Genomic DNA, 26,005 nt, shown 5'->3' on the forward strand with positions numbered 1-26,005 from the left:
CGTGTATTCCTATCTCGAGAGCATCTGCATGGCGGCGGGTACGTAGCGGAAGCCTTCCCGCTCCCGGGCGACGTTGCCGAGCCCGGGCCACGCAAAGTGATAGGACATCACTGGTATGCGGTCTGTCGCGAGCATATCCAGCACCCGGGTGCGCGAGCGCGCCGAGAGCTTGGGATCGGTGTCGTACTTGAACTCCATCCACGGGCGTTCCATCAGCAGGATATGATGATGGGTGAGATCGCCGAGGAAGCAGAGCCGATCGTTGTCAGACTGCATGAGGAAGCAAAAGTGGCCCAAGGTGTGGCCTGGAGCGTGCACCGCTTGCACGCCCGGCAGGAACTCCTGACCGTCCACGAAATGCGCTATCCGATCACGGTGTGGAAGAAGGTTTCTCCGGGCATTTTCCACCTGAGCCTTGAAACCGGCATCAAGCTTGCCTCCGTCGGTCCAGTCATCGAAGTCGCTTTCGCTTATGAAGATCTTCGCGTTCGGAAAATTAAGCTTGCCGTCCTGATCGCAAAGTCCGCCGGTGTGGTCGATGTGTGCGTGGGACAACACCACGGCATCGACTTCCAAGGGGTCGATGCCTGCCTCCTGCATGCTTTTCAGCAAGCGGCCGGTCGTCGGCCCGAAAATCTTCGACGTCCCCATCCCGGTGTCGAACAGGATGGTCTTTCCGTTAATTTTGACCAGCGGGATGTTCTGCTCGAGGGTTACCGACGAACTGGACAGGAAGTTCCTGTCGAGCATTTCCGTCACTGTGGCCGCGTCGACTCCGAGAAAATTCTCCCGCGGGTCGCCCAATTCCAACGGTCCGTCCGAAAGCACCGTTATTTCGCCGGTTCCGAACTTGAACGGATAGAAATAGGGCAACTTAGTCTGATGCGCTTGGTCATTGAGCACGCCGGATATCCTCCCAGATTGGCTGTACCATTTGACAGATTGTATGAAAATCTGTCAACAGAATATTGATGATAGTCTGTCGTCAGGAAACGATCGAAAGCATGTGACCCCTCGGCCTGCCGATGTTGAACTGTTCTATCTGCTGCATCAGTCGCTGGGTCTCCTTTGTGAGTTCCTGAGTGGCGGCGTGGGCTTGCTCGGCGATGGCAGCGTTTCGCTGGGTGCTGTCATCGATCTCGCCGACGGCCTGGTTCACTTCGATAAGCGAAGCCGCCTGGTCCCTGCTTGCCGCAGCGATAAGCTCAACCCTTTCGGAAATTCCGGCAACATTCGACGATATTGCAATGAGCACCCTGCCCGCCTCGTTCACCAATCGCGATCCCGAGGCGACTTCCTCGGTCGATCTTGCGATGAGTCCCTTGATTTCCTGGGCGGCTAGAGCCGACCGCTGGGCAAGTTCCCGGACTTCTTGGGCGACGACCGCGAAACCCTGCCCGGCTTCTCCTGCTCTCGCGGCCTCGACGCCGGCATTGAGTGCCAGGAGATTGGTCTGGAAAGCGATCTCGTCGATTACGCCGATGATTTGCGAAATGCGCCCGGAAGCCGCTTCTATTCGGCCCATAGCGTCGACCGCGTTCGTGACCACTGAAGCAGACGCATCCGCGGCCTGCTTGGTTTCCTTTACAAGCCGGGCTGCGGCCTGCGCCTGCTCTGTCGACGAATGCACCGTCGCGGTGAGTTGATGAACCGCAGCCGCTGTCTCCTCCAACGACGCGGCTTGGCGCTCGCTGCGGCGGGAGAGATCATCGGCGCCACTGCTGAGATTGTCTGCATTTTGCCGAATGAGCACGATGTTGCCGCGAAGTTCCGACATCGTCGCCTGCAAGCGCAGCAACGAATTGTTGAAGTCTTTTCGCAACTGTTCCAGCCGCCCGGAGAACGGTTGATCGATCGTGCTCGAAACATCACCGTTGGATAACCTCTCCAGCCCAGCGGCAAGACTGTCGACGGCGTCGCCGATCTGTTTGTCGATCTGGGCTTTCTCCGCCTCGTTGTGCCGACGTTCAGCTTCGGAAGCTGATCGTTGACGATCCGCGTCGTTCTCGATCTCGATTTTCCTTACGGCATTCTCCCTGAAGACACAGAGTGCCCGGGCCATTTCTCCGAGCTCATCAGCGCGCTCAGAACCGCCGATCTCTATGTCAAGGTCCCCTTCGGACAAACGCCGCATGTCGTCGGTCAACCGGACGACAGGTTTCTTGAAAGTCGCAATCATCCCGAAGCCAGCGAGAAGCGCGACGAGGACGCCTGCAAATATCGTGATGAGGGCAATGCCGTTCGCACGGGCCGTCTCTTCGATGGCCCTGGCACGCTGGGCGTCGGCAAACGTCGTGAGGTGGCCCCATATGGTGTTCAACTGGTCTGTCGTTTGCCTATATTGCGCACGCCTGACTTCCGAGATCTCGACGAGCTTCGCACTGTCCTGCGTCATACCCTCTACCGCCGGAGGGACCGTATTCTGGACTGCCTTGAAAAGGTCGAGATCGGAAGCGGCACTCCAGATGTCCAATATCTCCTTCTTCGTTCTGTCGAAGTTCTGGATGAGTTGCGCGCGGTTTTGTTCGGTAGGGTCGGCTATGAAGCGCGCAAGGTGTATCCTGATGAGATAGCTGGAGTCCGAAAGTCTTCGGCTGCCGTCCAAGGCGCTGCTGATCTTGGCCAAACGTTGGTCGAGACCTGCGAACTCGACGATTGCTTTCTTTGTTTGCTGGTTCGCCACCGCGTTAATCCCGACGGAGATTTCCTTGAACGCGGACATTGCGGTGTCGAGGCCTACGGCGTTGTCCGATGCGGCGCCCTGCGACAGAATTTCTGTTACGCTTTTCACCGCGCCGTCGACCGAGCTCGACAGTTTTGTAGCGTCCGACGGCAAGGAAGCCCGCAGATTTCGGGCGCTTCGACGCAACTCGCCCACTTTGCCGCGCAAATATTCGAGTTTCAGCTCGGTCGTTCCGGCGGATTGGTAGCCCGCGGCAAAATCAAGGAAGAAGGTTGCATAGCCTGTCACCCTGTCGGCATCGCGCAACATCGATTTGGCGGCGCCCTCGGACTGCTCGCCGGACTTCCTCAACTCGTCAGCTAGCCTGAGCATTTCATCCTGCGACCAAACCAGCGATTCAGAATGATTGGCGATCGAGGTTATCAGTTGCTCTTCGCTTTCATGGATGCTCCAGAGAGAGCCAAAATTGTCCACCACGTCCCGCATAATCGCGTTTGCCGACAGGAGGCCTTCGCTTTCCCCCGTAGCTCCGGCATTCGTCACTAAAGCTTGCAGATGCGATTGCTGGGCGAGCAGGTCAGCCTTCACGCGATCGCGCCTTTCTTCCGACGCCTCATCGAGAAACTCTCTCATCGAGGCGGAGACGTCACGGAAACCCGAGAGCACCTGCATCACCTGGCTCGAGGTTTCCAGGCGGCTTTGTAGGAGACCCGCGGCGTAGTGCCCCAAAAATCCCACCGCGCAAATGCTGATTATGAAAGGCAGTACGAAAATGATTACTTTTGTCTGTAGCCGGAAACGGGACAACAGCCTGTCCATCGTGGTCCATCCTTGTCCATAGGCGGTGAAGAAGCTTCATCAATCGGGATCCGCCTCCGATGGAGACATCGAATCATCAATGACGACACGAGGCTGCGCGACTGAGGATTGTCTGTCAACAGATTGTCTGATAGCATGTTCAGGTTTTCAAATTGTCTCGCGAACTTGCGGAGGAATAACTCCAGAACCGGCGCTGCCGCAGCCGGCACAACTTTCACCGCTGACATCGATCAAACCGCGATGTCCTTGTTTTCAGTGGAAAGCGGTGACGTCATCTCGGCCACGTGAAGGCTGCGAACATGTCGTCGTCGTGGTGACGGCGCCTTGGTGAACAAACGGGCCTTCCTTCTCATGGATGGACGGCTCCACGGATGACGCCGACCTCACCAGCTTTCCCAATATGCATATAGAGATGCCCGATCTGGGAACGGTAAGTGTTGAGATTGAGGAAGCAGAGAAGATGACTGATACGAGAGCATTGCTCGATAATATGACCTTGGCCGAGCAGGTCTCGCTACTTTCCGGCGATACGTTCTGGTCTTTACCGCCCATCGACCGCCTAGGGATAGGGAGATTGCGCTTGACGGACGGCCCCAACGGCGCCCGCGGGGCGGGGTCTTTTGTCGGGGGTGTGACTGCAGCGGCTTTCCCGGTAGGCATTGCCATCGGAGCGAGTTGGAACCCGGACCTAGCCAGGGAAATCGGCAGTGCGCTAGGTGACGAGGTTCTTTCCAAAGGGGCTCATGTCTCGTTGGCGCCGACCGTTAACATCCAGCGCAGCGTCACAAACGGCCGCAACTTTGAGTGTTTCTCTGAGGATCCGATACTGACGGCGGAACTTGCCGTCGGCTATATCGAAGGTCTGCAGTCCAAGAAAGTGGGTGCCACGATAAAACATTTCGCCGGCAACGAGTCCGAGATCGAACGTACAACCATCTCTTCAGATATCGATGAACGCACTCTGCGCGAAGTCTACCTAATACCCTTTGAGGCGGCGGTGAAGCGGGCAAAGGTCTGGGCCGTGATGTCTTCATATAACAAACTAAACGGTACTTACACGGCGGAAAGCCATTGGTTGTTGAACGAGGTACTACGCGGTGACTGGGGTTTTAACGGCGTGGTGATGTCGGACTGGTTCGGCTCGCGTTCGACCGCACCCACCGTGAATGCTGGGCTGGATCTGGAGATGCCGGGCCCGACCCGCGACCGCGGCTCCAAGCTTCTGGCGGCGATCGACGCGGGCGAGGTAAGTGTCGAGACCGTCCGCGCCTGTGTGCACAATATCCTGACCCTGATGGAACGCACCGGCGCAATCAACGATCATCGCGAGTTTAAGGAGTACGCCATTAATCGGCCGGAACATAGGGCACTCATCAGGCGCGCGGGAGCGGAAAGCGCAGTTCTGCTACAGAATGACGGCATCCTGCCATTGGCTCAGCAAGGTACGGTCGCCATCATTGGACCCAATGCCAAGATCGCGCAGGTTATGGGAGGCGGCTCGGCGCAGTTGAACCCCCACTATGTCGTCAGTCCGTGGCAGGGGCTGGCGGACGCCCTGGGTGAGGAGAACGTGTGCTACGCTCAGGGTTGCAGCAATTATCGGTTTCAGCCGCTGATCGAAAACCCGACAACCTTCGAATTTTTCCAAGAAAGGGAGCTTGCTGGCGAGCCCGTGAAGGTTATCGAGGAACCGTCGAGCCTCGGTGTATGGTTGCCCCCGTGGCCGGGGGCCTAGTCGATCCGTATCGCTTTTCCGCCCGAATGCGCACCGTATTCACAGCCTTAGAAGCCGGCGTCTATCGCGTCGGCCTGACCTCGGCCGGGCTTGGTCGGGTCTATGTGGACGGCAGGCTTGTGGTGGACGCCTGGGCTTCCTGGACACGTGGTACCACATTCTTTGAAGAAGGCTGCGAGGAGGTCGTGGGCGAAATCACGCTCGAAGCCGGCCGTACATACGAGGTCGTCGCCGAGTACGCCCGGCACGATCACGTCAACCTCTATATCGCCGCAATTCGGGTAGGAATAGGCAGGTTTTCGGCCGAAGCGGAGATTGCCGAGGCAGCAGCCGTCGCCGCGAAGGCTGATCATGCGGTAGTCTTCGTGGGCAGAACGGGCGACTGGGATACCGAGGGCTCCGATCTCCGCGGCATTGCACTTCCTGGTCTGCAGGACCAGCTTGTTGAGGCGGTAATTGCGGCCAATCCGAACACGATTGTCGTCCTACAAACCGGTGGACCGGTGGAAATGCCCTGGCTTTCCGGTGCTCGTGCAGTACTGCAATGCTGGTATCCCGGTCAGGAAGCTGGCAACGCGATCGCCGATGTGCTCCTTGGCAAGGCCGAGCCCTCGGGCCGACTGGCACAGACTTTCCCCGTGCGCTGGGCTGACAATCCCACACATACCGAGGATGACGCGGTCTATCCAGGCAAGAATGGCCATGTGCGATATGACGAAGGTGTGTTCGTTGGATATCGGCACTACGATCGCCAGGACATTAAGCCACTGTTCCCCTTCGGTCATGGTCTCGGTTATTCAAGCTTTGCGATGTCAGACCTGACGGTGGGGCTGCCGGATCCTGCCGGCGCGGTGACAGTGACACTGGGATTGACCAACGTCAGCGAGCGGCCAGGTTCGGCAGTGGTGCAAATCTATGTGGGCGATGTTGAAGCATCTGTACCCAGACCGGTTAAAGAATTGAAGGCCTTCTCGAAAATCGGCCTGGAACCCGGTGAGAAACGAAGGCTCAGTTTCATTCTTGACGCCCGAACATTTGCCTTCTTCGACACGACCGAGCGGTGCTGGCGGATAGAGACGGGGGAATTTGCAGTTATGGTTGGGTTCTCGGCCACCGACATCCGTTTGAGTGGAACTGTCACGCAAAAGGGCGCTGTCTTAGCGCTCTAATCGTGCAGAGAATCAAAGACTACGTTTGGCGGTGGTTGAGTTCCAAAAAAGAGCGCAGTGGCGGTGAAGCTCGGTGAATGAGTGAATGAATGGCTCAAGACGGGCGATATTGTCATCGACAGGAAGGATACCGACCTTCATAGGCGGCGAAGATGGCGTCGGAAGCGTTGGCGGACACGTTCGCGACAGCGTCGGTCCTACGCTTTTTTTGATGCCTTTCGCAGTCTCTCGAACTGAGCTCACGCTAGCCGCGAGATCGGAATCCTCAATCATATCGAGGGCTGCCACATTCTCGTGCAGTTCGGCTCGACCGATCTCCTTCAGGACATATGTATCGAGCAGAAATTTCAAGCTTAGTCATCCAGCGCGCTAAGATCGGGAGCACCGATCCACCCGAGCGATATCGTATCCGCCGGTGCGAAGATTGCGGGCAGCAAAGGTGGATCTCGATCGCCCAACCCTGATCATTTCTGGCAATGAGAAATCTTGTTTTCGGACGCGGAGCCACGGACAGACGCCGTCGATCTGTGCCGAAACTTGAGCCTGCAGCCCTTTCCAGGTATCTATCGGTCGAGAGCGCAAAATTACAGGCACAGGATGCGGCGATGCTGAAAACCGACACCCGCCAAGCAAATTGGCGCCGTGCTAATCCAGCGAAATATGATGCTCATCTTGCTGTACAGCGAGCTGTAAAGGCAGGCGAGCTGGAAAAGCAAACATGTGAGGTCTGCGGGATTGAAATGGTCGACGCCCATCATGATCAATACGACGACCCTTTAAAGGTGCGCTGGTTATGCCGACGGCATCACACGAGGCTTCACCACTACGGCGAGGATATGTTTCCGATCAGGAATGGCCTTTAGGTGCGGTCCGCCGATCGCTCTTGATTTCAGTTGGCGTTCCCGCGAGACTTGATGTCTAGCAACGCGATGAAGGCGCACACTGCTTGTTGCGTAACTTCCGCCATGTGATGATTTCGTTCGACTGCCCTCCGGATAGGATTGACGCGAAGGTATTGCCCTCGCGCCCTTCTCTACCACTCAGTCCAACAGGCTAAGATGTAGTGGCTCAGGAAAATACTCGAAGCCCTCTCCCGCTATGCCAACGTGCCCGTAGCCCGGCCATGGGAAGTGGTAGGACATGAAGGGTATTCTATTGGAGGCCAGCATTTTCAGAATGCGCACACGCGATTGAGCCGACAGTTTGGGATCGGTATCGAACGCAAATTCCATCAAAGGCTTTTCGAACAGAAGCACAGGATGATGAGTGAGGTCGCCGCCATAGCACATTGTCTTTCCTGCTGATTCAATCATAAAGCAGCTATGGCCGAGTGTGTGTCCAGGAGCGCTAATGGCATGAATACCAGGAAGAAACTCTTGTTCGTCCTGGAAAAAACCATGCGGTCCCGCACGGGTTTGAGGTTGTGGATCGCGGCTTTAACAAGACCGTTGAGATCGCCTCCAAGTTTTTTCTCGTCGGTCCAGAAATCGTAGTCGGTTTGGCTGATGTACACCTGGGCGTTTGGAAACGTTGGTTTCCCGTCGTCGCCCCAGATTCCGCCGACGTGGTCCCAATGAGCATGCGAACAGACGACAGCGTCAATATCTTCCAGCGCAATATTCGCGGCGGCCAAGCAAGACTTGAGACGGCCAGTCGTCGGGCCAAATTGCTTAAGCGATCCCATCCCCGTGTCGAACAAAATCAGCTTGCCACCGATGTTTACGACAGGTGCGTTCTGAGCGAGAACGATCTCATCCGTGGGCAGGAAGCTGTGGTTTAGCATGGATCTTATCTCGTCGGCCGGGACGCCGAGAAAGCTTTGTGTCGGGTCGCCGAGCGGAAGTGGGCCGTCTGATACGATGGTTACCTGGGCGTCCCCAATGGCAAATCGATAAAAGTCCGGAGCTTGTGCCCCGGAAACGGGGCTCGCCCTAGCGTGAGCCGCTATACTGTTCGCACCCAAAACGGCTCCACTCAAAGCAGCTCCCCCTGCCAATAGTAAGTTGCGGCGGTCGATCTCGAAACGTTCATTTCCCATTTCACTCCTCCCCATTTGTAAAAAAGCGTCTGCAGACCGCGCTTGTCTTGCGACGGATTTCGGCTTTGTCTGCATTGGAAAGGTATCAAGTGGCAGGTCTACGACAATTGAATTGCAAGTCCATTTCAATGAGCATCGCTCAACAAATGATCTCGCTCGGACCTGCGATTAATCAATCGAAACAAGCGGTTTCGGGGTACCGCGTTGCTCCGGCCATCAGATCTCGTTGGCTTACGGTGAGTTCGAAAGAACTCTTGGCTCCCTGACTGCGGGACGCGGCTCGCATCCGAGTATCGGCAAGATTATCGTGGATCGCCTTGGCTGCCTCTTTGTCATGTGAGTGGCTCTGCGTCAGGTCGCCAACTGTGTTCATTAAGCGGTAGGAGGATAGATGTTACCTCTTCCCTCGAAGAGCGCACCGCTCCTTGAGGAAGAAGCCACGGAAAACCGCGAGGACGTAACGATCTTCCGGTGGGCGCTACATTCCTTCCCGGGCATATTGCGGAGCCAGCAGCATGCTTCTGAAGCACGTTGCCAGCCCGGCATTCCGCCTTATCCGACATGGTTACGATCGTAGAATGGCCGACTTCTCTACCGGCCGCCTACGGTCGCACGTCATAGGAAGCCGATCGAGATCCAGGGCACCGCTGCGACGATCGCAAGCCCGAGAAGCAGGGCGATCATGTACCCCCACAGCGGCTTTATCCCTTCCACCGGGTTCACACGGCCGATTGCACAGGCGGCATAATAACCGACGCCGAACGGCGGGAGGAACAAGCCCACTCCCATGGCGAGAATGACCACGATCGAATAGTGCACGTCGTGGATCCCTAATCCCTTGGCGATCGGAAATACCAGAGGTGCGAACAGAACCACCGCGGGAATGCCTTCCAGCACGCTACCGAGCACAATGAACGCGACGATCGACACGATCATAAAGATCGGCGCTCCTCCGGGTAGACCCGCCATCGTCTGAACCAGCCCACGCGAAAAACCCGATTGAGTTAGGCACCAGGCCACAGCCGTTGCCGCCGCGATGATGAAAAGGATGGCTCCGGACAAGACCGCCGTTTCCACCAGCATCGGACCCACCCGCTTCCAGTCGAACCGGCGGTAAATGAGGAGGCCTGCCAGCAGCGAGTAGGCAATGCCGATTGTCGAGACTTCCGTGGCGGTAGCAACGCCTTCGACAACCGCTGTACGGATGATAAAAGGCAGGGCCAAAGCCGGAAGCGCAATCAGGAATGTGCGGAAGATCTCCCTGGCCGGCGGCTTGCGAAAACCCGACATGTCCTCGTTGCGATAGCGCCACCAGACGACAACGCAAAGCATCAATCCGCAGACGAACGCCGGCAAAAGACCGCCTATGAACAGGGCCGAAATCGATACGCTCGTAACCGATCCGATGGTGATCAATACGAGGCTCGGCGGGATCGTCTCCGTCTGCGCACCCGTAGCCGCAAGCAGGGCCACGAGATCACCGGGCTTTGATCCTCTCGCTTTCATCTCCGGGAACAGTGCCGGGGCGACAGCAGCCATGTCGGCGGTCTTCGAACCCGATATCCCAGACACCAGATACATTGCCGCGACGAGGACGTAACACAGGCCGCCTCTGACATGTCCGAGCAAGGACGCCAGGAAGTTCAGCATCGCTTTTGCCATGCCCGTAACCTCCATCAGCATACCCAGCAGCACGAACAGCGGGACCGCCAGCAGGAGAAGATGCGACATTCCCTCGTCAAGCCGACCCGCGATCACGCTTATCGGACGGCTCGTACCCAGAGCCACATAACTGATGGCAGCGAGAGCGAACACGAACGCGATTGGTACGCCGCTCAGCACACCTAGTGCGATGAAGACTACGAAGAAAAGCACGAGGTTCCAGTTGCCCATCGCCATGATCAACGGTTTCGCCGCAATCGCCAACCCTATCAAGCATGCGGCTACAAGGACTCCGATCAGGAAATCGCTCAGCCTGATGCGCTGAAGGGCATTGGTCACGCCAAGGATAAGCATCAGGCCAAGTCCGATCGGAAGACCAAACGAACGCCATGCGACCGAAACCTCCATCGCGGGAGTGACGACCGGAACTTCATGAAGAGCGTAGACCGTGGCCTTGGGTAGAAGAAGCACGCAGACCGAAAGGCAAAAGACAAGTGCAGCCACCTCCAGTCTTGCCTTTACGACGGGCGGCATCGCGTCCGCGATAACGCCCATCCTCATGTGCTGTCCGCGGTGAAAAGCGAGGACCGCGCCCACGATCGAAAGCCAGAGGAACAACATGGAGGCGAGCTCGTCCGACCAGATGAGCGGCTCGCCCCATGCATAGCGGGCGAAGACGCCCGCCGACAGCACGAGTACCTCGACGACAACAAGTGCTGCGGCGATCAATTCAATCAGGCGCACCACGCCCGCTTCAGCTTTGGCCAGGACTGGCCACGCGCCAATCACCGGGGGGCTGACATTTTCAGAAGTAGCCATGTCAACGCCTCAGATCAATTTGCCCGAGGTAGACTCCAGCAACGCCCATGCTTCCTCGCCGAAACGCCCCTTCCAATCGGAGTAGAACGACGAAGCCTGCAGCGTCGCGCGGAACTGGGCAGTATCGACGTCGATAAATTCAAGACCCTTGCTCGTCAGCTCTGCCTGGAGTTCGGAATTCAGCTTTTCGACATCAGCGCGTTGCACGAGAGCCGAGCGATTGATTTCGGTGACGACAATGTCACGCAAGTCCTCAGGCAACATCTCGAAGTTGTCCCGATTGGCGAGGATCCAGAAGCCGTCCCACATATGGTTGGTCCGGGAAAGATACTTTTGAACCTCGTACATTTTGGCAAAGTAAATGCCAGCGAGCGGGTTTTCGAGACCGTCAGCCACGTGAGTCTGAAGCGCGGAATAGGTTTCGCCCCATGGAATTGATGTCGGCGCGGCGCCGAGGGACTTGAAGAGCGATGTCCAGAGCGGCGCAGGAGGGACGCGGATCTTGAAGCCCTTGAGGTCCTCGGGCGACTTGATCGGTTTGCCGATCGAGGTGGTCTGCCGGAAGCCGTTGTCCCACATCTTCTCGAAGGCGATCAGGTTGACCTTCTCAAAAGCCGTCCGGATGCTCCGGCCGAGCTCGCCATCCACCGACTTCCAGACCTGAGCATAGTTGGGGTAGGCAAATCCTACGCCGGTGATGGCCGCGGGCGGAACGAGTGTCGCTGCGATGAGGCCTGTCTGCGCAAGAAGGTCCAGGCCACCCGATCGAAGCTGGCTGAGCATATCAGCATCGGTGCCGAGCTGGCTCGCGGGAAACACCTGAATACTCACGCGGCCGTCTGTTTGCTCGCTGATCTTGTTGGAAGCCTCGGTCATGCGGGTGTTGAGCGGATGATCAACGGGCATGATGTTGGCAAATTTAAACGAAAACTCTGGCGAGCTCGCGCGCATTGTGCGAGGTGCCGCAAGCGTGGCGGTCATCGCCACGGAACTCATAATAAGGGTACGGCGGTTCATTGTGATCATTGGTTCCTCCTCTAACCGTGTTGATCTATGTCGATGTTTTTAGGAGCCTCCAGCGCAGGCGCTCTCCTCGTAAGCGGTCCTCAGTTTCTCGCAGGTTGCTTAGACCTTGGTGTGACGTCGCTGAAGCCGGAAGCCTCCCACTGTGCGGCTGGACGTAAAATAGGCGCTTGCGCCAAACGTCCGCAAATGAATTGCCTCAGGCCAATGGTGAGTTGAACTCAGGCGAGTTCGGCGTGACCCGCGATGGAGACAAAGTTTTTCTAGGAGAACGCGCCAGGCAACATGAATCCAGATCACATGTTTTTTGGGCAAACTCTTTTGATGTGGAGGAAGCCGCTATGCTAACCGCTTTGCATGCGACCATGGCACTCCGGTGGGATGTGCCGACCTATGACGTGCCAGTATCTCGGAGGAGACCGGAATTGCACCAAGCTTTAGAAACAAAGCCGAGCCCGGCACGAGGACCGGGAAAACCGACAATCGGTTTTTTTGGTCTCGGCTCCATGGGATTGCCCATGGCGTCGCATCTCCTAAAAAGCGGCTTCAACGTCAAGGGGTTTGACATCTCGGAGAATGCTCTAAAAAGCTTCGCTGACAGTGGCGGGACTGCCTATCCAGACGCCACAGAAGCCGCCAGCGAGACCGACGTCTTGATGTTGATGGTGGTCAACATCGACCAGGCGCACCAAGCCCTCTTCGAACGGGGCGCCCTGGCAAATTCAACCAGGACCAGCATCGTCGTCCTGATGTCAACATGCCCTCCCGGCGAGGTTGAACAGCTCGCCGAGGCCGTGACTGCTCGCGGTCACCGGTTTCTGGATGCACCTGTTTCCGGCGGCGTCGCCGGAGCGCGTGACGCGTCGCTTTCCATTATGGTGGCTGGCGACAGGCAAACCTATGAAATGAGCCGCGATCTTCTCGACGTGCTCGGCTCCAAGATCTATTATCTCGGGAGCGGCCTGGCCAGGCATCGGTTGCCAAAGCGGTCAACCAGTTGCTGTGCGGTGTACACTTGGCGGCAGCGGCTGAGGCGCTGTCGCTCGCCGAAAGGGCTGGGCTCGACACCTCAACGGTACTCGAGATCGTGTCCGGCTCGGCGGCTGCCAGCTGGATGCTCAACGATCGTGGCCAGCGTATGCTTCTGGAAGACCCAGAGGTAACGAGCGCGGTAGACATCTTTGTGAAAGATCTCGGTATCGTGCTTGCCGCTGGCTCCTCTGCCAGGGCCGCCCTGCCGCTCGCCTCCGTTGCGCATCAGTTCTTCCTTGCCGCGTCTGGCCAGGGGTCGGGCTCGGCAGATGACAGTCAGGTCATTCGTGCGTATCGGGGGATGACCGCGGGCCAGAAGGAGGCAAAGAAATGAGTGCCGAGATCAAAAGCAATTACGCGCGACTGTCCGGCATCACCATGCACTACCTGACCGCAGGATCCGGTAAGCCGCTGGTTCTCCTTCACGGGGTGCCGCAGAGTTCGCACGAATGGCGGCACGTGATCCCCTTCCTCGCCGACAAGTACGCGATCATCGCGCCGGACCTGCGGGGCCTCGGCGACACTTCCCGGCCCGCCGATGGGTACGACAAGAAGACGATTGCCGAAGACGTGTGGGAGCTTCTTTCTGAACATCTGAAGATCGATCGCTTCAATCTTGTGGGACACGACTGGGGCGGCCCGGTGGCGTTTGCCCTGGCCGCGCAGCACCGGGAGGCTGTTAGCAAGCTCGCGATCCTGGACGTTACCATTCCTGGCGATGGAGCGGACATGTCGCAAGGCGGCCGGCGTTGGCACCACCCCTTCTTCAGGACGCCGGATTTGCCGGAAGCGATGTTCGGCGGTCGCGAGCATATCTATCTGGAATGGTTGTTTGACAATTATGGCAGCCGGGCAAACGTGCTATCTCAGGAAGACAAGAATGAGTATTTCCGTACCTACCTAAAACCGGGTGGCCTACGCACACTTCTCGCCTATTATCGGGGCTTTCCAACCGACGTCAAAGACAACGAGTTATTCCTCGAGAGGGATGGCAAGCTCGAAATGCCGGTCCTCGCCCTGGGCGGAGACAGTGGTTTTGGCCGCGGCATGGAGACGATGGAATCAATGCAGCGGGTGGCGAGTGACGTTCGAGGCGGATTGATCCCGGGCTCGGGTCACTGGGTTGCGGAAGAAGCTCCCGAATTCATAGCGAACGAACTCCGGAAATTCTTTGGCTAAACCACTGCCTGACGTCGGGGATGCGCGTCTGATCCACCAGTCGCGCATCACCGACCCTGAGTGTGCATAACTCACCTCCCGCCGACGTCGATCTCACTCGCAGAAACCGTGTCGCCAGCCAGGGTCTCTTCGATCCAACGCTTGAACAGAGCGATCTTTGGTGTTCTTGCCCTGGACCTCAAGTACACGAGACTATGGCAATTGATGCTGGGGCCTTCCGGGCCAAACGGCGCAACGAGCCTCCCGCTTTTCAGATCTTGCCGGACGAGTATGAGGCTTTCCAGGCAAACGCCAAGTCCATCCGCGGCCGCATTGATGGACATGAAAGATCTATCGAAACGCAGTCCCCGATCCATGTTGAGCCTCACACCGTGGTCGTCGGCCCAATCCTGCCAGCGATAGAGGTTCACTTCGGAGTGGATGAGCGGAAATCTGGCGAGATCCTGCGGTGAGCGTATTCCGTTTGCGCCCTCGACCAACGATGGGGCGCACAGGACCATTATTGGCTCGGGTGGGAAGGGCTCGACGGCGATGCCAACCTCCACGGGCTGCGTTCCGTAGCGGATGTCTATATCGACGTTGCCGGTCCTGAGCTCGGCCGGGTCACCAGAAGCGTGCAGTCGAAGATCGATCTCCGGATAGCGGGCGCTAAACCGGGCCAGGCGAGGCATGAGCCACTGCGAAGCTAGACTGACGACCGAATGGATATTCAGAATGTCACTTTTGCCCTTCTTCGTGAAATTGCGCGTGGCGCTCTCGATCCTTCGAAACGAGGCGCTGATCTCTTCGGCGTAAGCCCTCCCCGCGTCAGTCAGTATGATTGAACGCCCGGAGCGATGAAATAAAGCAATTCCGAGCTCCGAATCCAGCGCGGCCATTTGATGGCTCACGGCCGAGGGGCTGATGCTCAGTTCCTCGGCGGCTTTTCCAAAAGATCCAAGACGTGCGACAGCTTCCAACACCTGTAGCGATCGCAGCGAAGGAAACTCCAACGCGCTCATCACCCCTCCTCCCGTTTATGCGTGCCTCGCCACCTTTCCCACTGGAGAGATTCAGTACGCTGGAGGACGCCCTTCATCTATATTCCATGAGGAAATTTAACGCAAATGATGCAGCTGTTGAGATGTATTCATGCATTGACCGACGGAATTCGCTTGTCCGGATGAAGCGTTTTTAACACTTTGCCCTTCGGAACGGACTTTGCGCCGTTCTTCTAAGGGAGGAATGCATGGCTGAACGGGTGATCTCCGTGTCCGGCGCGCCGTACGACGGGCATAGCAGAGAGGCCGCACTGGAGAGCGCGGCAACCCTCGGGTTCACGCATTTCGAGCCGGCCTTTATCGTTGGATATACAGAACCCTTTGACGAGACCGCCTTCAAACCTTCCGAGATGACCAGTTGGCGCAGCGCGCTTAGGTTTTCGGGGCTCTTGTGTCATGCAATGTCGTCGCACATCGACCTCGGTTTCGAAGATTCGGTCGAAGTGTTCACGGGCCGCATGGCATTCGCCGCGGCGATTGGAGCCAAGGTTATTGCGACCAACACGGCCGCCCGACAAAGAGAGGCAACATTCCGTCGCAACGTCGAAACCATACTGAGAAGAGCGGAAGCCTTCGATATCATCGTTGGCCTGGAAAACCCAGGAGACGGCAGCGATAGCCTGATCAACACCGCGCGAGACGGTATTTCTCTTGTTGAGGAATTCGGATCGCCCTTTCTAAAGCTAAATTACGACGCCGCAAACACAGCGTCACATCGACCGGACATGGACGATCTCGCAGGTGATGGAATCCTGGCGCTGCCGGAATCGGCGCACGCCCATATCAAGGATGTTCGTGAAACCGACGAAGGTTGGTTTTTCTGCGATATCGGCGACGGCAAGGTCGGGTGCGAGCGCCTCCTGGCTGCAATCGCAAAGCTCGACAGCCTCCCGGTCAGTATTGAACTTCCCTTGAGACTGCATCGCAATCGGCAGGCGCAGCCCGTTCGCCGCCGAGATCCCGTGCCGCTGTCATCGATCGAGGACTCGCTGGCTCGGTCGCTCAAGGTCGTCCGGCGAGCGCTCAACGACAATCAATGACCGTGTCTGGAGGAGGACGCAGTGCAACGTTTTGTAAACAACCGCGATGAGGTCGTGGAAGATACCATCAAGGGCTTTGTGAAGGCACACCGAGACATCGTGCGCCTCGCCGAAAACCAACGCGTGGTGACGGCGATTGACCGGCCCGCGCAAGGAAAAGTGGGTGTCGTAACTGGAGGTGGCTCCGGACACGAGCCTGCCTTCATTGGCTATATAGGCCGCAACATGCTTGACGCGGTCGCGGTCGGCGAGCTGTTTTCGTCGCCAACGGCCAAGAGCTTTCAGGATGCCATACGCGAAGCGAATGGTGGGAAAGGGGTCGTTGTCCTCTACGGAAATTATGCCGGAGACAACATGAACGTGAAGATGGCGATGAAGCTCGCCGCAAAGGACGGCATCGAGGTTGCCACGGTCGTTGCAACCGACGACGTATGCTCCGCCCCCGCGGAGGAGCAGGCGAAGCGCCGAGGCGTTGCCGGAGAGATCTTCATGTGGAAGGTGGGGGGAGCGAAAGCGTCGATGGGCGCCAGCCTATCCGAGGTTCGTGACGCAGCGCAGAAGGCCATCGACAATTGCCGCTCGGTCGGTGTCGGATTGGGGCCGTGCACTCTTCCAGCGGTCGGACATCCGAACTTCCAGATCGAGCCTGGCACCATTGAAGTCGGTATCGGCCATCACGGCGAGCCGGGCGTGCGAGTAGAAGCGCTCAAGAGCGCATCAGAGGTCGCCAAGGATATGTGCCAGATCGTGCTGGATGACCATGATCTCGGCTCGGGGACAGAAGTGGCCGTACTGGTATCTGGCCTTGGCGCGACACCGCTGAACGAACTTTACATTCTCTTCGACACAGTCGAGGAGGAAATCTCCGGCCGCGGCCTCAGGATCCACAAAGCGTATGTTGGTAACTACTTCACGTCTCTTGAGATGGTTGGAGCGACTTTGACGGTTATGGCGCTCGATGAAGAGCTAAAGTCGCTACTGGAGGTCGAGGTTCGCTGCGCGGCGACACTTTAAGGAGGGAACAATGCAAAAAATGAATAACGCGGCAGCCGGAGAAATCGTAGTCTCCATGGCAAGAGCGATCATCGACAACCGCGACTACCTCAGCGAGATCGACGGCAAGATTGGCGACGGCGATCACGGAATAAATATGGCGAAAGGTTTCGGTTTAGTGGCCGACCGGATACGCGGCAAGGAGCTATCGCTCGCAAAAGCGCTTGAGACCCTGGGAACAGTCCTGATGACCGAGATCGGCGGATCTATGGGTCCGCTTTACGGTGTGATGTTCACCGAGTTTGCCCAGCAGATCGATCAGGTCGACCAGATCGACAGCAAGACGTTCAGCCGAATGCTGCATGCTGGCTTGACGGGTATTCAAGAAATTGGTTCGGCTAAAGTCGGCGACAAGACATTGCTTGACACGTTGGTGCCTGCTGTTGAAGCTTTTGACAAAGCGACATCAGAAGGAAAATCCTTCGACGAGGCATTGGAACTCCTCGTTGCGGCAGCCGAAAGTGGCCGCGATTCGACGGTGAACTTGATCGCACGGATCGGCCGAGCCAGCAGGCTGGGCGAACGATCGCTCGGCGTGCTGGATGCTGGTGCGACGTCTTGCGCGCTGATCCTCAAGGAGTTGTCTGAGGGAACCCGTGATAGGCTTCAATAGTGTCATCGCTTCTTGAGCGTGATCATACTGAGAACCGAAGTGATGCCGAGCTTAAGGGGAAGCCAATCCAGAGTGCCGCTCGGTTATTGATGTGAAACGCGCCGCGATAGAAATCCGGCAACACTCCTCCGTGTGCCGCCCGAGGGTGGACACCCGCTTTCGCGGCCATCCGGGAATCAAACTTAGCGGACAGATTGGGTCGGCGGCGAACTATGCATTCGGTCTCCGGGCACCATCGCTCTCGCTTGCAGGGTCGGGTTCCGCAAACCGCGAAAGGCACGACTCATCGCAACTTAGGCGGTGCCACGACTGAAGCTGACGCGACATTCGGTCACGCGGCGACGCAGAGTTCCTTCGCTCAGCTAACACCTGACCCGCTAAATCGAAGACACGAGTAATCGGCCTGGGGGAGCGACGACCTGGCACGAAGCTCGAAAATCGTGCGTCAAACGGTGGCCCAAACGGAAGCAAGCCAATCCCGCTCTTTACCGATGGCGTCCTGGCCGGTTCCGGATCTTCCACGATCAACCCGCGAGGGGTCCGCTAGCAAGCTGCGGCCGCTTCCGCTTTGCGTCGCGGTGATCGCGCCCGGACCCGTGCCTTTGGAGGAGCCATCGAGCGGGAATTGGCCCGCTCCCGAAGGAGCCTCTCAAATGTCGCACGATCTCTCTCTCGCCCAGTCCCACGCCTTCCAGCTCTCCCGTGACCTGATGGTACCGGTCACCCTTTTCGAAGTTGACGGCGAATATGGCGTCATTCCTTCCGATGAGATCGACGCCGACGACGATCTGGCGATCGTGCATGAGTACATGCCTTGGCCGGCTCATTGAGCCGGCACCGCCGGGGCGTGCCCCTTGCGAGCGGCGGGCCGCAAGGGAAGCTTCGCCGCGGCCAATTTCAGCTTGCATGATCCGACAATTGCGCGCCGCGCCCTTGCGGCCTTTGCTCTTTGGGGCCTGCCGAAAGGGGTCGGGTGAACCGACGGGCAAGGAAGGGCTATGGAGGCCGATCGCCGGGCGATCGGAAGGAAAAATGAAGAGAAGAGAAATAGAAGCGTTGCGCGAGCAGGTCAGATGTGCGGCGGTGCTTGAGCATGCCGGGTTTGCAATAGACGCGAAGGAAAGCACACGGCGGGCAGTCAAATTCCGCCGCGGCGGCGAGATCGTCATCGTCACCTATGAAGGACGCGGATGGTTCGATCCACTGTCCGACGCGAAAGGCGATGTGTTCCGGCTCGTCGAGCATCTCGAACGGGTCGGCTTTCTCGAAGGCGCAGAACGGATCGCGGCTCTCATCGGGTTTCAGATCACGGAGCCGGAGTGGCAGCCGGCGAAACATGGCGAGAGATGCGACCTCTCTCTTCCCGATCGTTGGCAGTCCCGCCGGCGACCCTGGCCCGGTTCCTCGACATGTCGATACCTCAGTGGCGAGCGCCACGTGCCAACTTACGTGCTGCGAGCGACTATCAAAGGCGACCTACTGCGAGAAGGTCCGCAAGGCAGCATGTGGGCGGCGCACCGAGACCAGGCGGGGGCCTTGACCGGCTGGGAAGCGCGGGGTCCGCAATACCGGGGTTTTGCATCCGGAGGAACCAAGGTTCTTTTCCGTTTCGGTTCGGACAGCGCATCGCGCTTGGCCGTCACAGAAGCCGCGATCGATGCCATGAGCCTCGCGGCGATCGAGGGTTTGCGGGAGGGCACGCTTTATCTCAGCACCGGCGGCGGATGGTCGCCGGCCACGGAGGCAGCGTTGCGGGAGCTGGCCGCGAAAACTGGCGTCCAGATCATCGCGGCGACGGACGCCAATCCCCAGGGCGACATGTTTGCCGAACGGCTGCGGACGCTTGCCGACGATGCCGGCTGCGACTGGACACGGCTTCGGCCGCCGGAAGAGGACTGGAACGAAACCCTGAAGATCAGGGAAAAGGAAAAGAGGGAAAGGATGGAAGGAGGAGGCGTGCCGCATCCGCGCCGCCCGCGTCAAGGGAGGCTTCGCCCGGCGTAGCCGGCCCTTGACCCTGACGGTCGCGATGCCGGCGGCAGCCAAGGGGTCATGAAGGACTGAATAGGAAGGCACGGTCGAGAGGACAGTGCCGCGCTTCGGTCCGAAACCTCCGAAGGAGCTGTAGATGAACCCCTCTCCCGCAATCCGAAAAGTCTTCCAGGGTGTCGCAAGCCGACCGCAGATGTTCCGCATGTTCGACCGTCATCTCCAGCGGCCCAACCGCTGGGAAGCCGACGCAACGCCGCTCTATGCCGGCGAATGGTTCGAGATCGGCGAGGCCGAGCACGACTACATGTTCGAAATCCTGCCGCCGCTCTGGATCCGCGGTTCGATGTTTGCGATGCGCGAGTTCCTGACCGGCTCGGTGACATCGGTGTTCTTCGCACTCCGGATCGATGAGGCGATCCGCTATTTTCACGGCTATTGTGATCTTGCCGATCAAGCCTCCGTCGAGACCATGCGCGTCGCGATAATTGAGCGCGAAAGCCGCCCGGTTCGGTCCATGACGCGCGAGGAGCGTCTCGAGCATATCTGGAGCAGTACGGCGGACGACTATCGCGGCTATGCTGGCGAGCGCTGGCCAGAGGCTTCGCGCGGCAAACGCACCCTGATGATCTACGGCGGTAAAGGCGGCACTGTTCTGAAGCTGCTGGAAGACCTCAGCGAGGACGAGATCGCCGCCAAACTGCCGGTACAACTGCGCCACCTCCCCTCGCCGATCGCGGCTTGAGAGTTTCCGTTTGCATCCGTGCGCGAAGCGATCGCGCTCGGACCACGATAGCCGCGCAGCCCATGCAGGCGGCCTCCCCCCTTCGCGTTCCTCGACTGTCGCTTGCGGCGGATCGATGACGCTCGCTCACAAGGAGTTTTCGATGAGCAGCGATCCCTTCACCCTTGATATGTTTGGCAGCAGCGCTTTGTCATCAGGACTTGGTCTTGGCGTCGCTGCGTTCGGCGGTTTTGCCGCCAACGACGACGAGCCTGACCCGACCCCGCCCTCTTCTGAGCCGGCTCTGCCGGTGACCAACCGGCCGGTCCCGCGGAAGCAGGGGCAGCGCGCCAACTTCTATCTCGACGATGGCGACCGCGAGCTCGCCGCGAGCTGGAAGGAGCGGGCACGCATCAACGTTGCGGCAATCCTCACCGCCAACGAAATCGAGAAGATGAACCTGCCGGTGACTCCGGCCGCGCAGGCGAGGCTCATCCGCTTCACCGGCTTCGGCGCCGGCGAGCTGGCAAATGGCATGTTCCGGCGGCCGGGCGAAGCCGACTTCCGCACAGGCTGGGACGATCTCGGCAACTCGCTGCAATCCGCGGTCAGCGTGGGCGACTATGCGTCGCTTGCCCGTTGCACCCAATATGCCCACTTCACCCCGAATTCGTCATTCGGGCAATCTGGATGGGCATTCAACGTCTCGGCTGGCGCGGCGGCCGTGTGTTGGAGCCCGGGATCGGAACGGGCCTGTTTCCGGCGCTGATGCCGAAACAGTACCGCGAACTGAGCTACGTCACCGGCATCGAGCTCGATCCCGTCACGGCCCGCATCGCGAAACTGCTGCAGCCGAAGGCGCGCATCATCAATGGCGATTTCGCGCGCGCCGACCTCAATGCGATCTACGATCTTGCCATCGGCAACCCGCCCTTCTCCGATCGGACGGTTCGCTCCGACCGGCAATATCGTTCGCTCGTTCTTCGGCTGCACGATTACTTCATTGCCCGATCGATCGATCTCCTGAAGCCGGGCGCCCTGGCTGCCTTCGTCACCAGCGCCGGCACCATGGACAAGGCGGACGGCACCGCACGCGAACACATCGCCAAGTCCGCCGACCTGATCGCCGCAATCCGACTGCCCGCAGGCAGTTTTCGGCGCGACGCCGGAACGGATGTCGTGGTCGACACCCTCTTCTTTCGCAAACGCAAGGCAGGCGAGCCGGAAGGCGACCTTTCGTGGCTCGACCTGGAGGAAGTCCGGCCGGCTACCAAGGACGAGGGCGCGATCCGCGTGAACAGGTGGTTCGCGCGGCATCCTGATTTTGTCCTCGGCGACCATGCCCTGAGCTCCGGTCCCTTCGGGGAGACCTATACGTGCCGATCACGCGCCGGCGAGGAGCTCGACGCGGCGCTGACGGCAGCCATCGCTCTTCTTCCGGAAGGCCTTTATGACGGCGAGCCGACGGCCATCGACATCGATCTGGAGGACGAGCTTGCCGAGAACGTCGATCTCCGCCCCGACGATGCCAAGATGCGCGAAGGCAGCTATTTTGTCGATGTCAGGCACGGCCTCATGCAGGTCGTCGATGGCGAGCCCGTCGCGGTGCAGGTGCGCAAGGCGCGCAGTGGCGAGGGAATTTCTGAAAAGCACGTCCGGATCATCCGCAAACTGATCCCGATCCGCGAAGCCGTGCGCGACGTCCTGAAAGCCCAGGAACTGGACCGGCCGTGGCGCGAGCTACAGGTGCGGCTGCGCATCGCCTGGTCGAACTTCGTGCGCGATTTTGGCCCGATCAACCACACCACGGTTTCGATCATCGAGGATGAGACGACGGGCGAGGTTCGTGAAACCCATCGCCAGCCGAACCTTATGCCATTTCGCGACGATCCCGACTGCTGGCTGGTTGCCTCCATCGAGGACTATGACCTCGAAACCGACACCGCCAGGCCCGGGCCGATTTTCTCGGAACGCGTCATCGCGCCCCCTTCCCCGCCCGTCATCACCTCCGCAGCCGATGCTCTAGCGGTCGTCCTCAACGAACGCGGGCGCATCGACCTCGATCATATCGCCGAGCTTCTGCATTGCGACACGGATGCGGTTCTCGATGCGCTCGGTGACGCAATCTTTTGCGATCCCGCCGACGGCTCATGGCAAACCTCGGATGCTTATCTCTCTGGGGCCGTGCGCACCAAACTTGCTGCCGCGGCAGCTGCGGCCGAGCTCGATCCCGCTTATGAGCGCAATGTCCGTGCGCTTCAGGCGGTGCAGCCCGCCGACCTTCGCCCGTCTGATATCACCGCACGGCTGGGTGCTCCCTGGATTCCGGCCGCCGATATCGTCGACTTCGTGCACGAGACGATGGGCGCCGAGATCAGGATCCACCACATGCCGGAACTCGGTTCATGGACGGTCGAGGCGCGGCAACTTGGATGGACGGCGGCCGGCACATCCGAATGGGGCACCGACCGACGCCACGCCGGCGAGTTGCTTGCCGATGCGCTGAACAGCCGCGTGCCGCAGATCTTCGACGTCTTCAAGGATGCCGATGGCGAGCGGCGGGTGCTGAACGTCGTCGATACCGAAGCCGCCCGCGACAAGCTGCAGAAAATCAAGACGGCCTTCCAGAACTGGGTGTGGACCGATCCTGATCGCACCGACCGGCTGGCGCGGGTCTATAACGATCGTTTCAATGATATCGCGCCTCGAAAGTTCGACGGCTCCCATCTCATGCTTCCCGGCGCCTCTGGCGCCTTTGTTCTTTATGGGCATCAGAAGCGTGGCATCTGGCGGATCATTTCGTCCGGCTCGGCCTATCTCGCGCACGCTGTCGGTGCGGGCAAGACGATGACCATGGCGGCCGCGATCATGGAACAGCGCCGGCTCGGGCTGATCGCCAAGGCGATGCTGATGGTTCCGGGCCATTGCCTCGTCCAGGCCGCCCGCGAGTTTCTCGCGCTCTACCCGAACGCCCGCATCCTCGTCGCCGACGAGACCAACTTCACCAAGGACAAGCGCGCTCGCTTCCTCTCGCGGGCGGCGACGGCGACCTGGGACGCGATCATCATCACCCATTCGGCATTCCGGTTCATCGCCGTGCCGTCGAGTTTCGAACAGCAGATGATCCAGGATGAACTGCAGCTCTACGAGGAGCTGCTGACCAAGGTCGACAGCGAGGACCGTGTCTCCCGCAAGCGTCTCGAACGGCTCAAGGAGGGACTGAAGGAACGACTGGAGGCGCTGTCCACCCGCAAGGACGACCTGTTGACGATTTCCGAAATCGGCGTCGACCAGATCATCGTCGATGAGGCGCAGGAATTCCGCAAGCTTTCCTTCGCCACCAACATGTCGACCTTGAAAGGCATCGATCCGAACGGTTCGCAGCGTGCCTGGGATCTCTACGTCAAGTCTCGTTTCGTCGAGACGAAGGACCCCGGCCGGGCTTTGGTTCTCGCCTCCGGCACGCCAATTACCAATACGCTTGGCGAGATGTTTTCGGTCCAACGTCAGCTTGGGCACGCGGCGCTGGCCGAACGCGGCCTGCATGAATTCGACGCCTGGGCCTCGACGTTCGGTGACACGACGACGGAACTGGAGATCCAGCCATCAGGCAAATACAAGCCGGTCAGCCGGTTTGCTTCCTTCGTCAACGTCCCGGAACTGATCGCCATGTTCCGGTCTTTCGCCGACGTGGTGCTGCCCGGCGATCTCCGCGACTACGTCAAGGTGCCTGAGATCTCGACCGGCCGCCGGCAGATCCTGACGGCCAAGCCGACCCAGGCATTCAAGAATTACCAGACGGTCCTCGACGCCCGTATCAAGGCGATCGAGATGCGTGAGGGGCCGGCGCAGCCCGGCGACGACATCCTGCTCTCCGTCATCACCGACGGTCGCCATGCCGCCATCGATTTGCGCCTGGTCGACGTGGACAATGACAACGAGCCGGACAACAAGCTCAACTTGCTCGTCCAGAACGCTTTCCGTATCTGGCAGGAGACGTCGCAAAGCACGTTCGTGCGACCCGACGGCAAGCCCTTCGATCTGCCTGGCGCGGCGCAGATGATCTTCTCCGATCTCGGCACCATCAACGTCGAGAAGAGCAGAGGCTTTTCCGCTTACCGCTGGATCCGGGATGAGCTCGTCCGCCTGGGCGTTCCGGCCTCCGAAATCGCCTTCATGCAGGACTACAAGAAGACCGAGGCGAAGCAGCGTCTGTTCGCCGACGTCCGCGCCGGCAAGGTCCGCTTCCTGATCGGCTCGTCGGACACGATGGGGACCGGCGTCAATGCGCAACTGCGCCTTAAGGCGCTGCATCACCTCGACGTCCCGTGGCTGCCTTCGCAGATCGAACAGCGCGAGGGCCGGATCGTTCGTCAGGGCAACCAGCATGACGAGGTCGATATTTTCGCCTACGCCACCCAAGGTTCGCTTGACGCCTCGATGTGGCAGAACAACGAACGCAAGGCCCGCTTCATCGCGGCGGCGCTGTCTGGCGATACCTCGATCCGCCGGCTGGAAGATCTCGGGGAAGGAGCGGCCAATCAGTTCGCCATGGCGAAGGCGATTGCCAGTGGCGACGAACGCCTGATGCAGAAGGCGGGACTCGAGGCGGACATTGCCCGGCTCGAACGGCTGCGCGCCGCCCATGACGACGATCAATATGCGGTGCGCCGGCAGATCCGCGACGCCGAACGCGATATCGAGATTTCGGAGCGACGTGTTGCGGAAATCGGCAAGGACATTGACCGTCTTGTTCCGACCGCGGCCGAGGCCTTTGCCATGACGGTCGTCGACGAGGCTTTCAACGAGCGGAAAGCCGCCGGTCGCGCCTTGATGAAGGAAATCCTCACCCTGGTTCAGCTCCAGCAGGAAGACGAGAGCGTCATCGCCTCGATCGGAGGCTTCGATCTCGTCTATTTCGGCGAGCGATTCGGCAGGGACGATGGGTATCGCTACACGACCCTTCTCCAACGCACTGGAGCGGATTACGAAATCGATCTGCCGGTGACCGTGACGCCGCTTGGCGCTACCTCCCGCCTCGAAAACGCGCTCGACGGTTTTGACGAGGAGCAGGAACGCTATCGCCATCGCCTTCATGACGCCCAGCGGCGTCTCGCCTCCTACCGCTCGCGCGAGGGCGGCCTGTTTGCGTTTTCCGAAGAACTCGCCGAGAAGCGCCGGCAACTACGGGACGTCGATCAGGCATTGGCAGCCGTGGCACGCGAGGAGGGTTTGGCCCACTCGGAAGCGGCCTGAGGTCTGACGCCATTTGCCTGACCTCCATCCGCGGATTTTGGAAGCGCTGCAGCATTCACATAGCTGCAGTGCACAAAAAGTGTTTTCCAAGTGGTCAAAATTCGAGCATAGTGCACACAGCTGATGCACAT

14 protein-coding genes and 4 pseudogenes are annotated in these 26,005 nt (G+C 59.1%); 11 read left to right on the forward strand and 7 right to left on the reverse strand.

What is annotated here, in order from left to right; all coding sequences use genetic code 11:
- Positions 1 to 9 precede the first annotated feature (9 nt).
- The gene (locus MF410_RS00625) at positions 10 to 903 is read right to left on the reverse strand and encodes an MBL fold metallo-hydrolase (protein ID WP_096771800.1); all 894 of its coding nucleotides are present in this window, start codon (positions 901 to 903) and stop codon (positions 10 to 12) included.
- A gap of 82 nt (positions 904 to 985) precedes the next feature.
- Positions 986 to 3,502 carry a methyl-accepting chemotaxis protein gene (locus MF410_RS00630; protein WP_064843775.1) on the reverse strand — a complete coding sequence of 839 codons (2,517 nt, stop codon included), beginning with the start codon at positions 3,500 to 3,502 and terminating at the stop codon, positions 986 to 988.
- A 460-nt stretch (positions 3,503 to 3,962) separates the two neighbouring features.
- Here MF410_RS00630 and MF410_RS00635 point away from each other — a divergent pair.
- Positions 3,963 to 6,406 (forward strand): annotated as a pseudogene (locus tag MF410_RS00635) (glycoside hydrolase family 3 C-terminal domain-containing protein).
- A 12-nt stretch (positions 6,407 to 6,418) separates the two neighbouring features.
- Here MF410_RS00635 and MF410_RS00640 read toward each other — a convergent pair.
- Positions 6,419 to 6,757: a hypothetical protein gene (locus tag MF410_RS00640; RefSeq protein WP_239619758.1), complete on the reverse strand. Its 339-nt coding sequence runs from the start codon at positions 6,755 to 6,757 to the stop codon at positions 6,419 to 6,421.
- A 254-nt stretch (positions 6,758 to 7,011) separates the two neighbouring features.
- On the opposite strand from MF410_RS00640, the gene MF410_RS00645 reads away from it, so the two are divergent.
- Positions 7,012 to 7,269 (forward strand): hypothetical protein, encoded by a 258-nt coding sequence (locus tag MF410_RS00645; RefSeq protein ID WP_081284274.1) that lies wholly within the window; start codon positions 7,012 to 7,014, stop codon positions 7,267 to 7,269.
- Between the two features lie 177 nt (positions 7,270 to 7,446).
- On the opposite strand, the pseudogene MF410_RS00650 reads toward MF410_RS00645, so the two are convergent.
- The 3 genes and pseudogenes from MF410_RS00650 to MF410_RS00660 form a co-directional block, all read right to left on the reverse strand.
- Positions 7,447 to 8,444 (reverse strand): annotated as a pseudogene (locus MF410_RS00650) (MBL fold metallo-hydrolase).
- 615 nt (positions 8,445 to 9,059) lie between these two features.
- The gene (locus MF410_RS00655) at positions 9,060 to 10,925 is read right to left on the reverse strand and encodes a TRAP transporter large permease subunit (protein ID WP_064843783.1); all 1,866 of its coding nucleotides are present in this window, start codon (positions 10,923 to 10,925) and stop codon (positions 9,060 to 9,062) included.
- A 9-nt stretch (positions 10,926 to 10,934) separates the two neighbouring features.
- The gene (locus tag MF410_RS00660) at positions 10,935 to 11,951 is read right to left on the reverse strand and encodes a TRAP transporter substrate-binding protein (RefSeq protein ID WP_081284275.1); all 1,017 of its coding nucleotides are present in this window, start codon (positions 11,949 to 11,951) and stop codon (positions 10,935 to 10,937) included.
- Positions 11,952 to 12,454: 503 nt separating this feature from the next.
- Here MF410_RS00660 and MF410_RS00665 point away from each other — a divergent pair.
- Positions 12,455 to 13,314 (forward strand): annotated as a pseudogene (locus MF410_RS00665) (NAD(P)-dependent oxidoreductase).
- Complete coding sequence (locus tag MF410_RS00670; RefSeq protein WP_064843786.1) at positions 13,311 to 14,159, forward strand: alpha/beta fold hydrolase; 849 nt, start codon at positions 13,311 to 13,313, stop codon at positions 14,157 to 14,159. The pseudogene MF410_RS00665 and the gene MF410_RS00670 overlap by 4 nt, the downstream one beginning before the upstream one ends.
- Positions 14,160 to 14,230: 71 nt before the next feature.
- Here MF410_RS00670 and MF410_RS00675 read toward each other — a convergent pair whose 3' ends face one another.
- Entirely contained in the window at positions 14,231 to 15,160 is a 930-nt protein-coding gene (locus MF410_RS00675; protein ID WP_064843788.1) for a LysR substrate-binding domain-containing protein, read from the reverse strand.
- 227 nt (positions 15,161 to 15,387) lie between these two features.
- On the opposite strand from MF410_RS00675, the gene MF410_RS00680 reads away from it, so the two are divergent.
- From MF410_RS00680 to MF410_RS00710, 7 genes and pseudogenes are all read left to right on the forward strand, one after another.
- Entirely contained in the window at positions 15,388 to 16,239 is an 852-nt protein-coding gene (locus MF410_RS00680) for a TIM barrel protein (protein ID WP_064843790.1), read from the forward strand.
- 21 nt (positions 16,240 to 16,260) lie between these two features.
- A complete protein-coding gene (locus MF410_RS00685; RefSeq protein WP_040114043.1) occupies positions 16,261 to 17,253 on the forward strand; it encodes a dihydroxyacetone kinase subunit DhaK in 993 nt (330 codons plus the stop codon).
- A gap of 10 nt (positions 17,254 to 17,263) precedes the next feature.
- Positions 17,264 to 17,905 (forward strand): dihydroxyacetone kinase subunit DhaL, encoded by a 642-nt coding sequence (gene dhaL, locus MF410_RS00690; protein ID WP_064843792.1) that lies wholly within the window; start codon positions 17,264 to 17,266, stop codon positions 17,903 to 17,905.
- Positions 17,906 to 18,558: 653 nt separating this feature from the next.
- Positions 18,559 to 18,735, forward strand: coding sequence for a hypothetical protein (locus MF410_RS00695; RefSeq protein ID WP_170961508.1), 177 nt, complete (start codon positions 18,559 to 18,561; stop codon positions 18,733 to 18,735).
- A gap of 202 nt (positions 18,736 to 18,937) precedes the next feature.
- Complete coding sequence (locus MF410_RS00700; RefSeq protein WP_096771802.1) at positions 18,938 to 19,909, forward strand: DUF3991 and toprim domain-containing protein; 972 nt, start codon at positions 18,938 to 18,940, stop codon at positions 19,907 to 19,909.
- A gap of 124 nt (positions 19,910 to 20,033) precedes the next feature.
- Positions 20,034 to 20,639, forward strand: coding sequence for a DUF1419 domain-containing protein (locus MF410_RS00705; RefSeq protein ID WP_064843796.1), 606 nt, complete (start codon positions 20,034 to 20,036; stop codon positions 20,637 to 20,639).
- Positions 20,640 to 20,781: 142 nt separating this feature from the next.
- Positions 20,782 to 25,874: pseudogene (locus MF410_RS00710) on the forward strand (helicase-related protein).
- Positions 25,875 to 26,005: the final 131 nt, after the last annotated feature.

Origin of the sequence: Rhizobium sp. C104, from assembly GCF_022354505.1 — a bacterium.
In the GTDB taxonomy this organism is placed as follows: Bacteria; Pseudomonadota; Alphaproteobacteria; order Rhizobiales; family Rhizobiaceae; genus Rhizobium; species Rhizobium redzepovicii.

Coding starts and splice junctions, on each gene's coding strand:
- MF410_RS00655 (WP_064843783.1), bottom strand. CDS start 10,925: ATGGCTACTTCTGAAAATGTCAGCCCCCCGGTGATTGGCGCGTGGCCA.
- MF410_RS00645 (WP_081284274.1), top strand. CDS start 7,012: ATGCTGAAAACCGACACCCGCCAAGCAAATTGGCGCCGTGCTAATCCA.
- MF410_RS00670 (WP_064843786.1), top strand. CDS start 13,311: ATGAGTGCCGAGATCAAAAGCAATTACGCGCGACTGTCCGGCATCACC.
- MF410_RS00700 (WP_096771802.1), top strand. CDS start 18,938: ATGAAGAGAAGAGAAATAGAAGCGTTGCGCGAGCAGGTCAGATGTGCG.
- dhaL (WP_064843792.1), top strand. CDS start 17,264: ATGCAAAAAATGAATAACGCGGCAGCCGGAGAAATCGTAGTCTCCATG.
- MF410_RS00680 (WP_064843790.1), top strand. CDS start 15,388: ATGGCTGAACGGGTGATCTCCGTGTCCGGCGCGCCGTACGACGGGCAT.
- MF410_RS00675 (WP_064843788.1), bottom strand. CDS start 15,160: ATGAGCGCGTTGGAGTTTCCTTCGCTGCGATCGCTACAGGTGTTGGAA.
- MF410_RS00695 (WP_170961508.1), top strand. CDS start 18,559: ATGTCGCACGATCTCTCTCTCGCCCAGTCCCACGCCTTCCAGCTCTCC.
- MF410_RS00705 (WP_064843796.1), top strand. CDS start 20,034: ATGAACCCCTCTCCCGCAATCCGAAAAGTCTTCCAGGGTGTCGCAAGC.
- MF410_RS00660 (WP_081284275.1), bottom strand. CDS start 11,951: ATGATCACAATGAACCGCCGTACCCTTATTATGAGTTCCGTGGCGATG.
- MF410_RS00630 (WP_064843775.1), bottom strand. CDS start 3,502: ATGGACAGGCTGTTGTCCCGTTTCCGGCTACAGACAAAAGTAATCATT.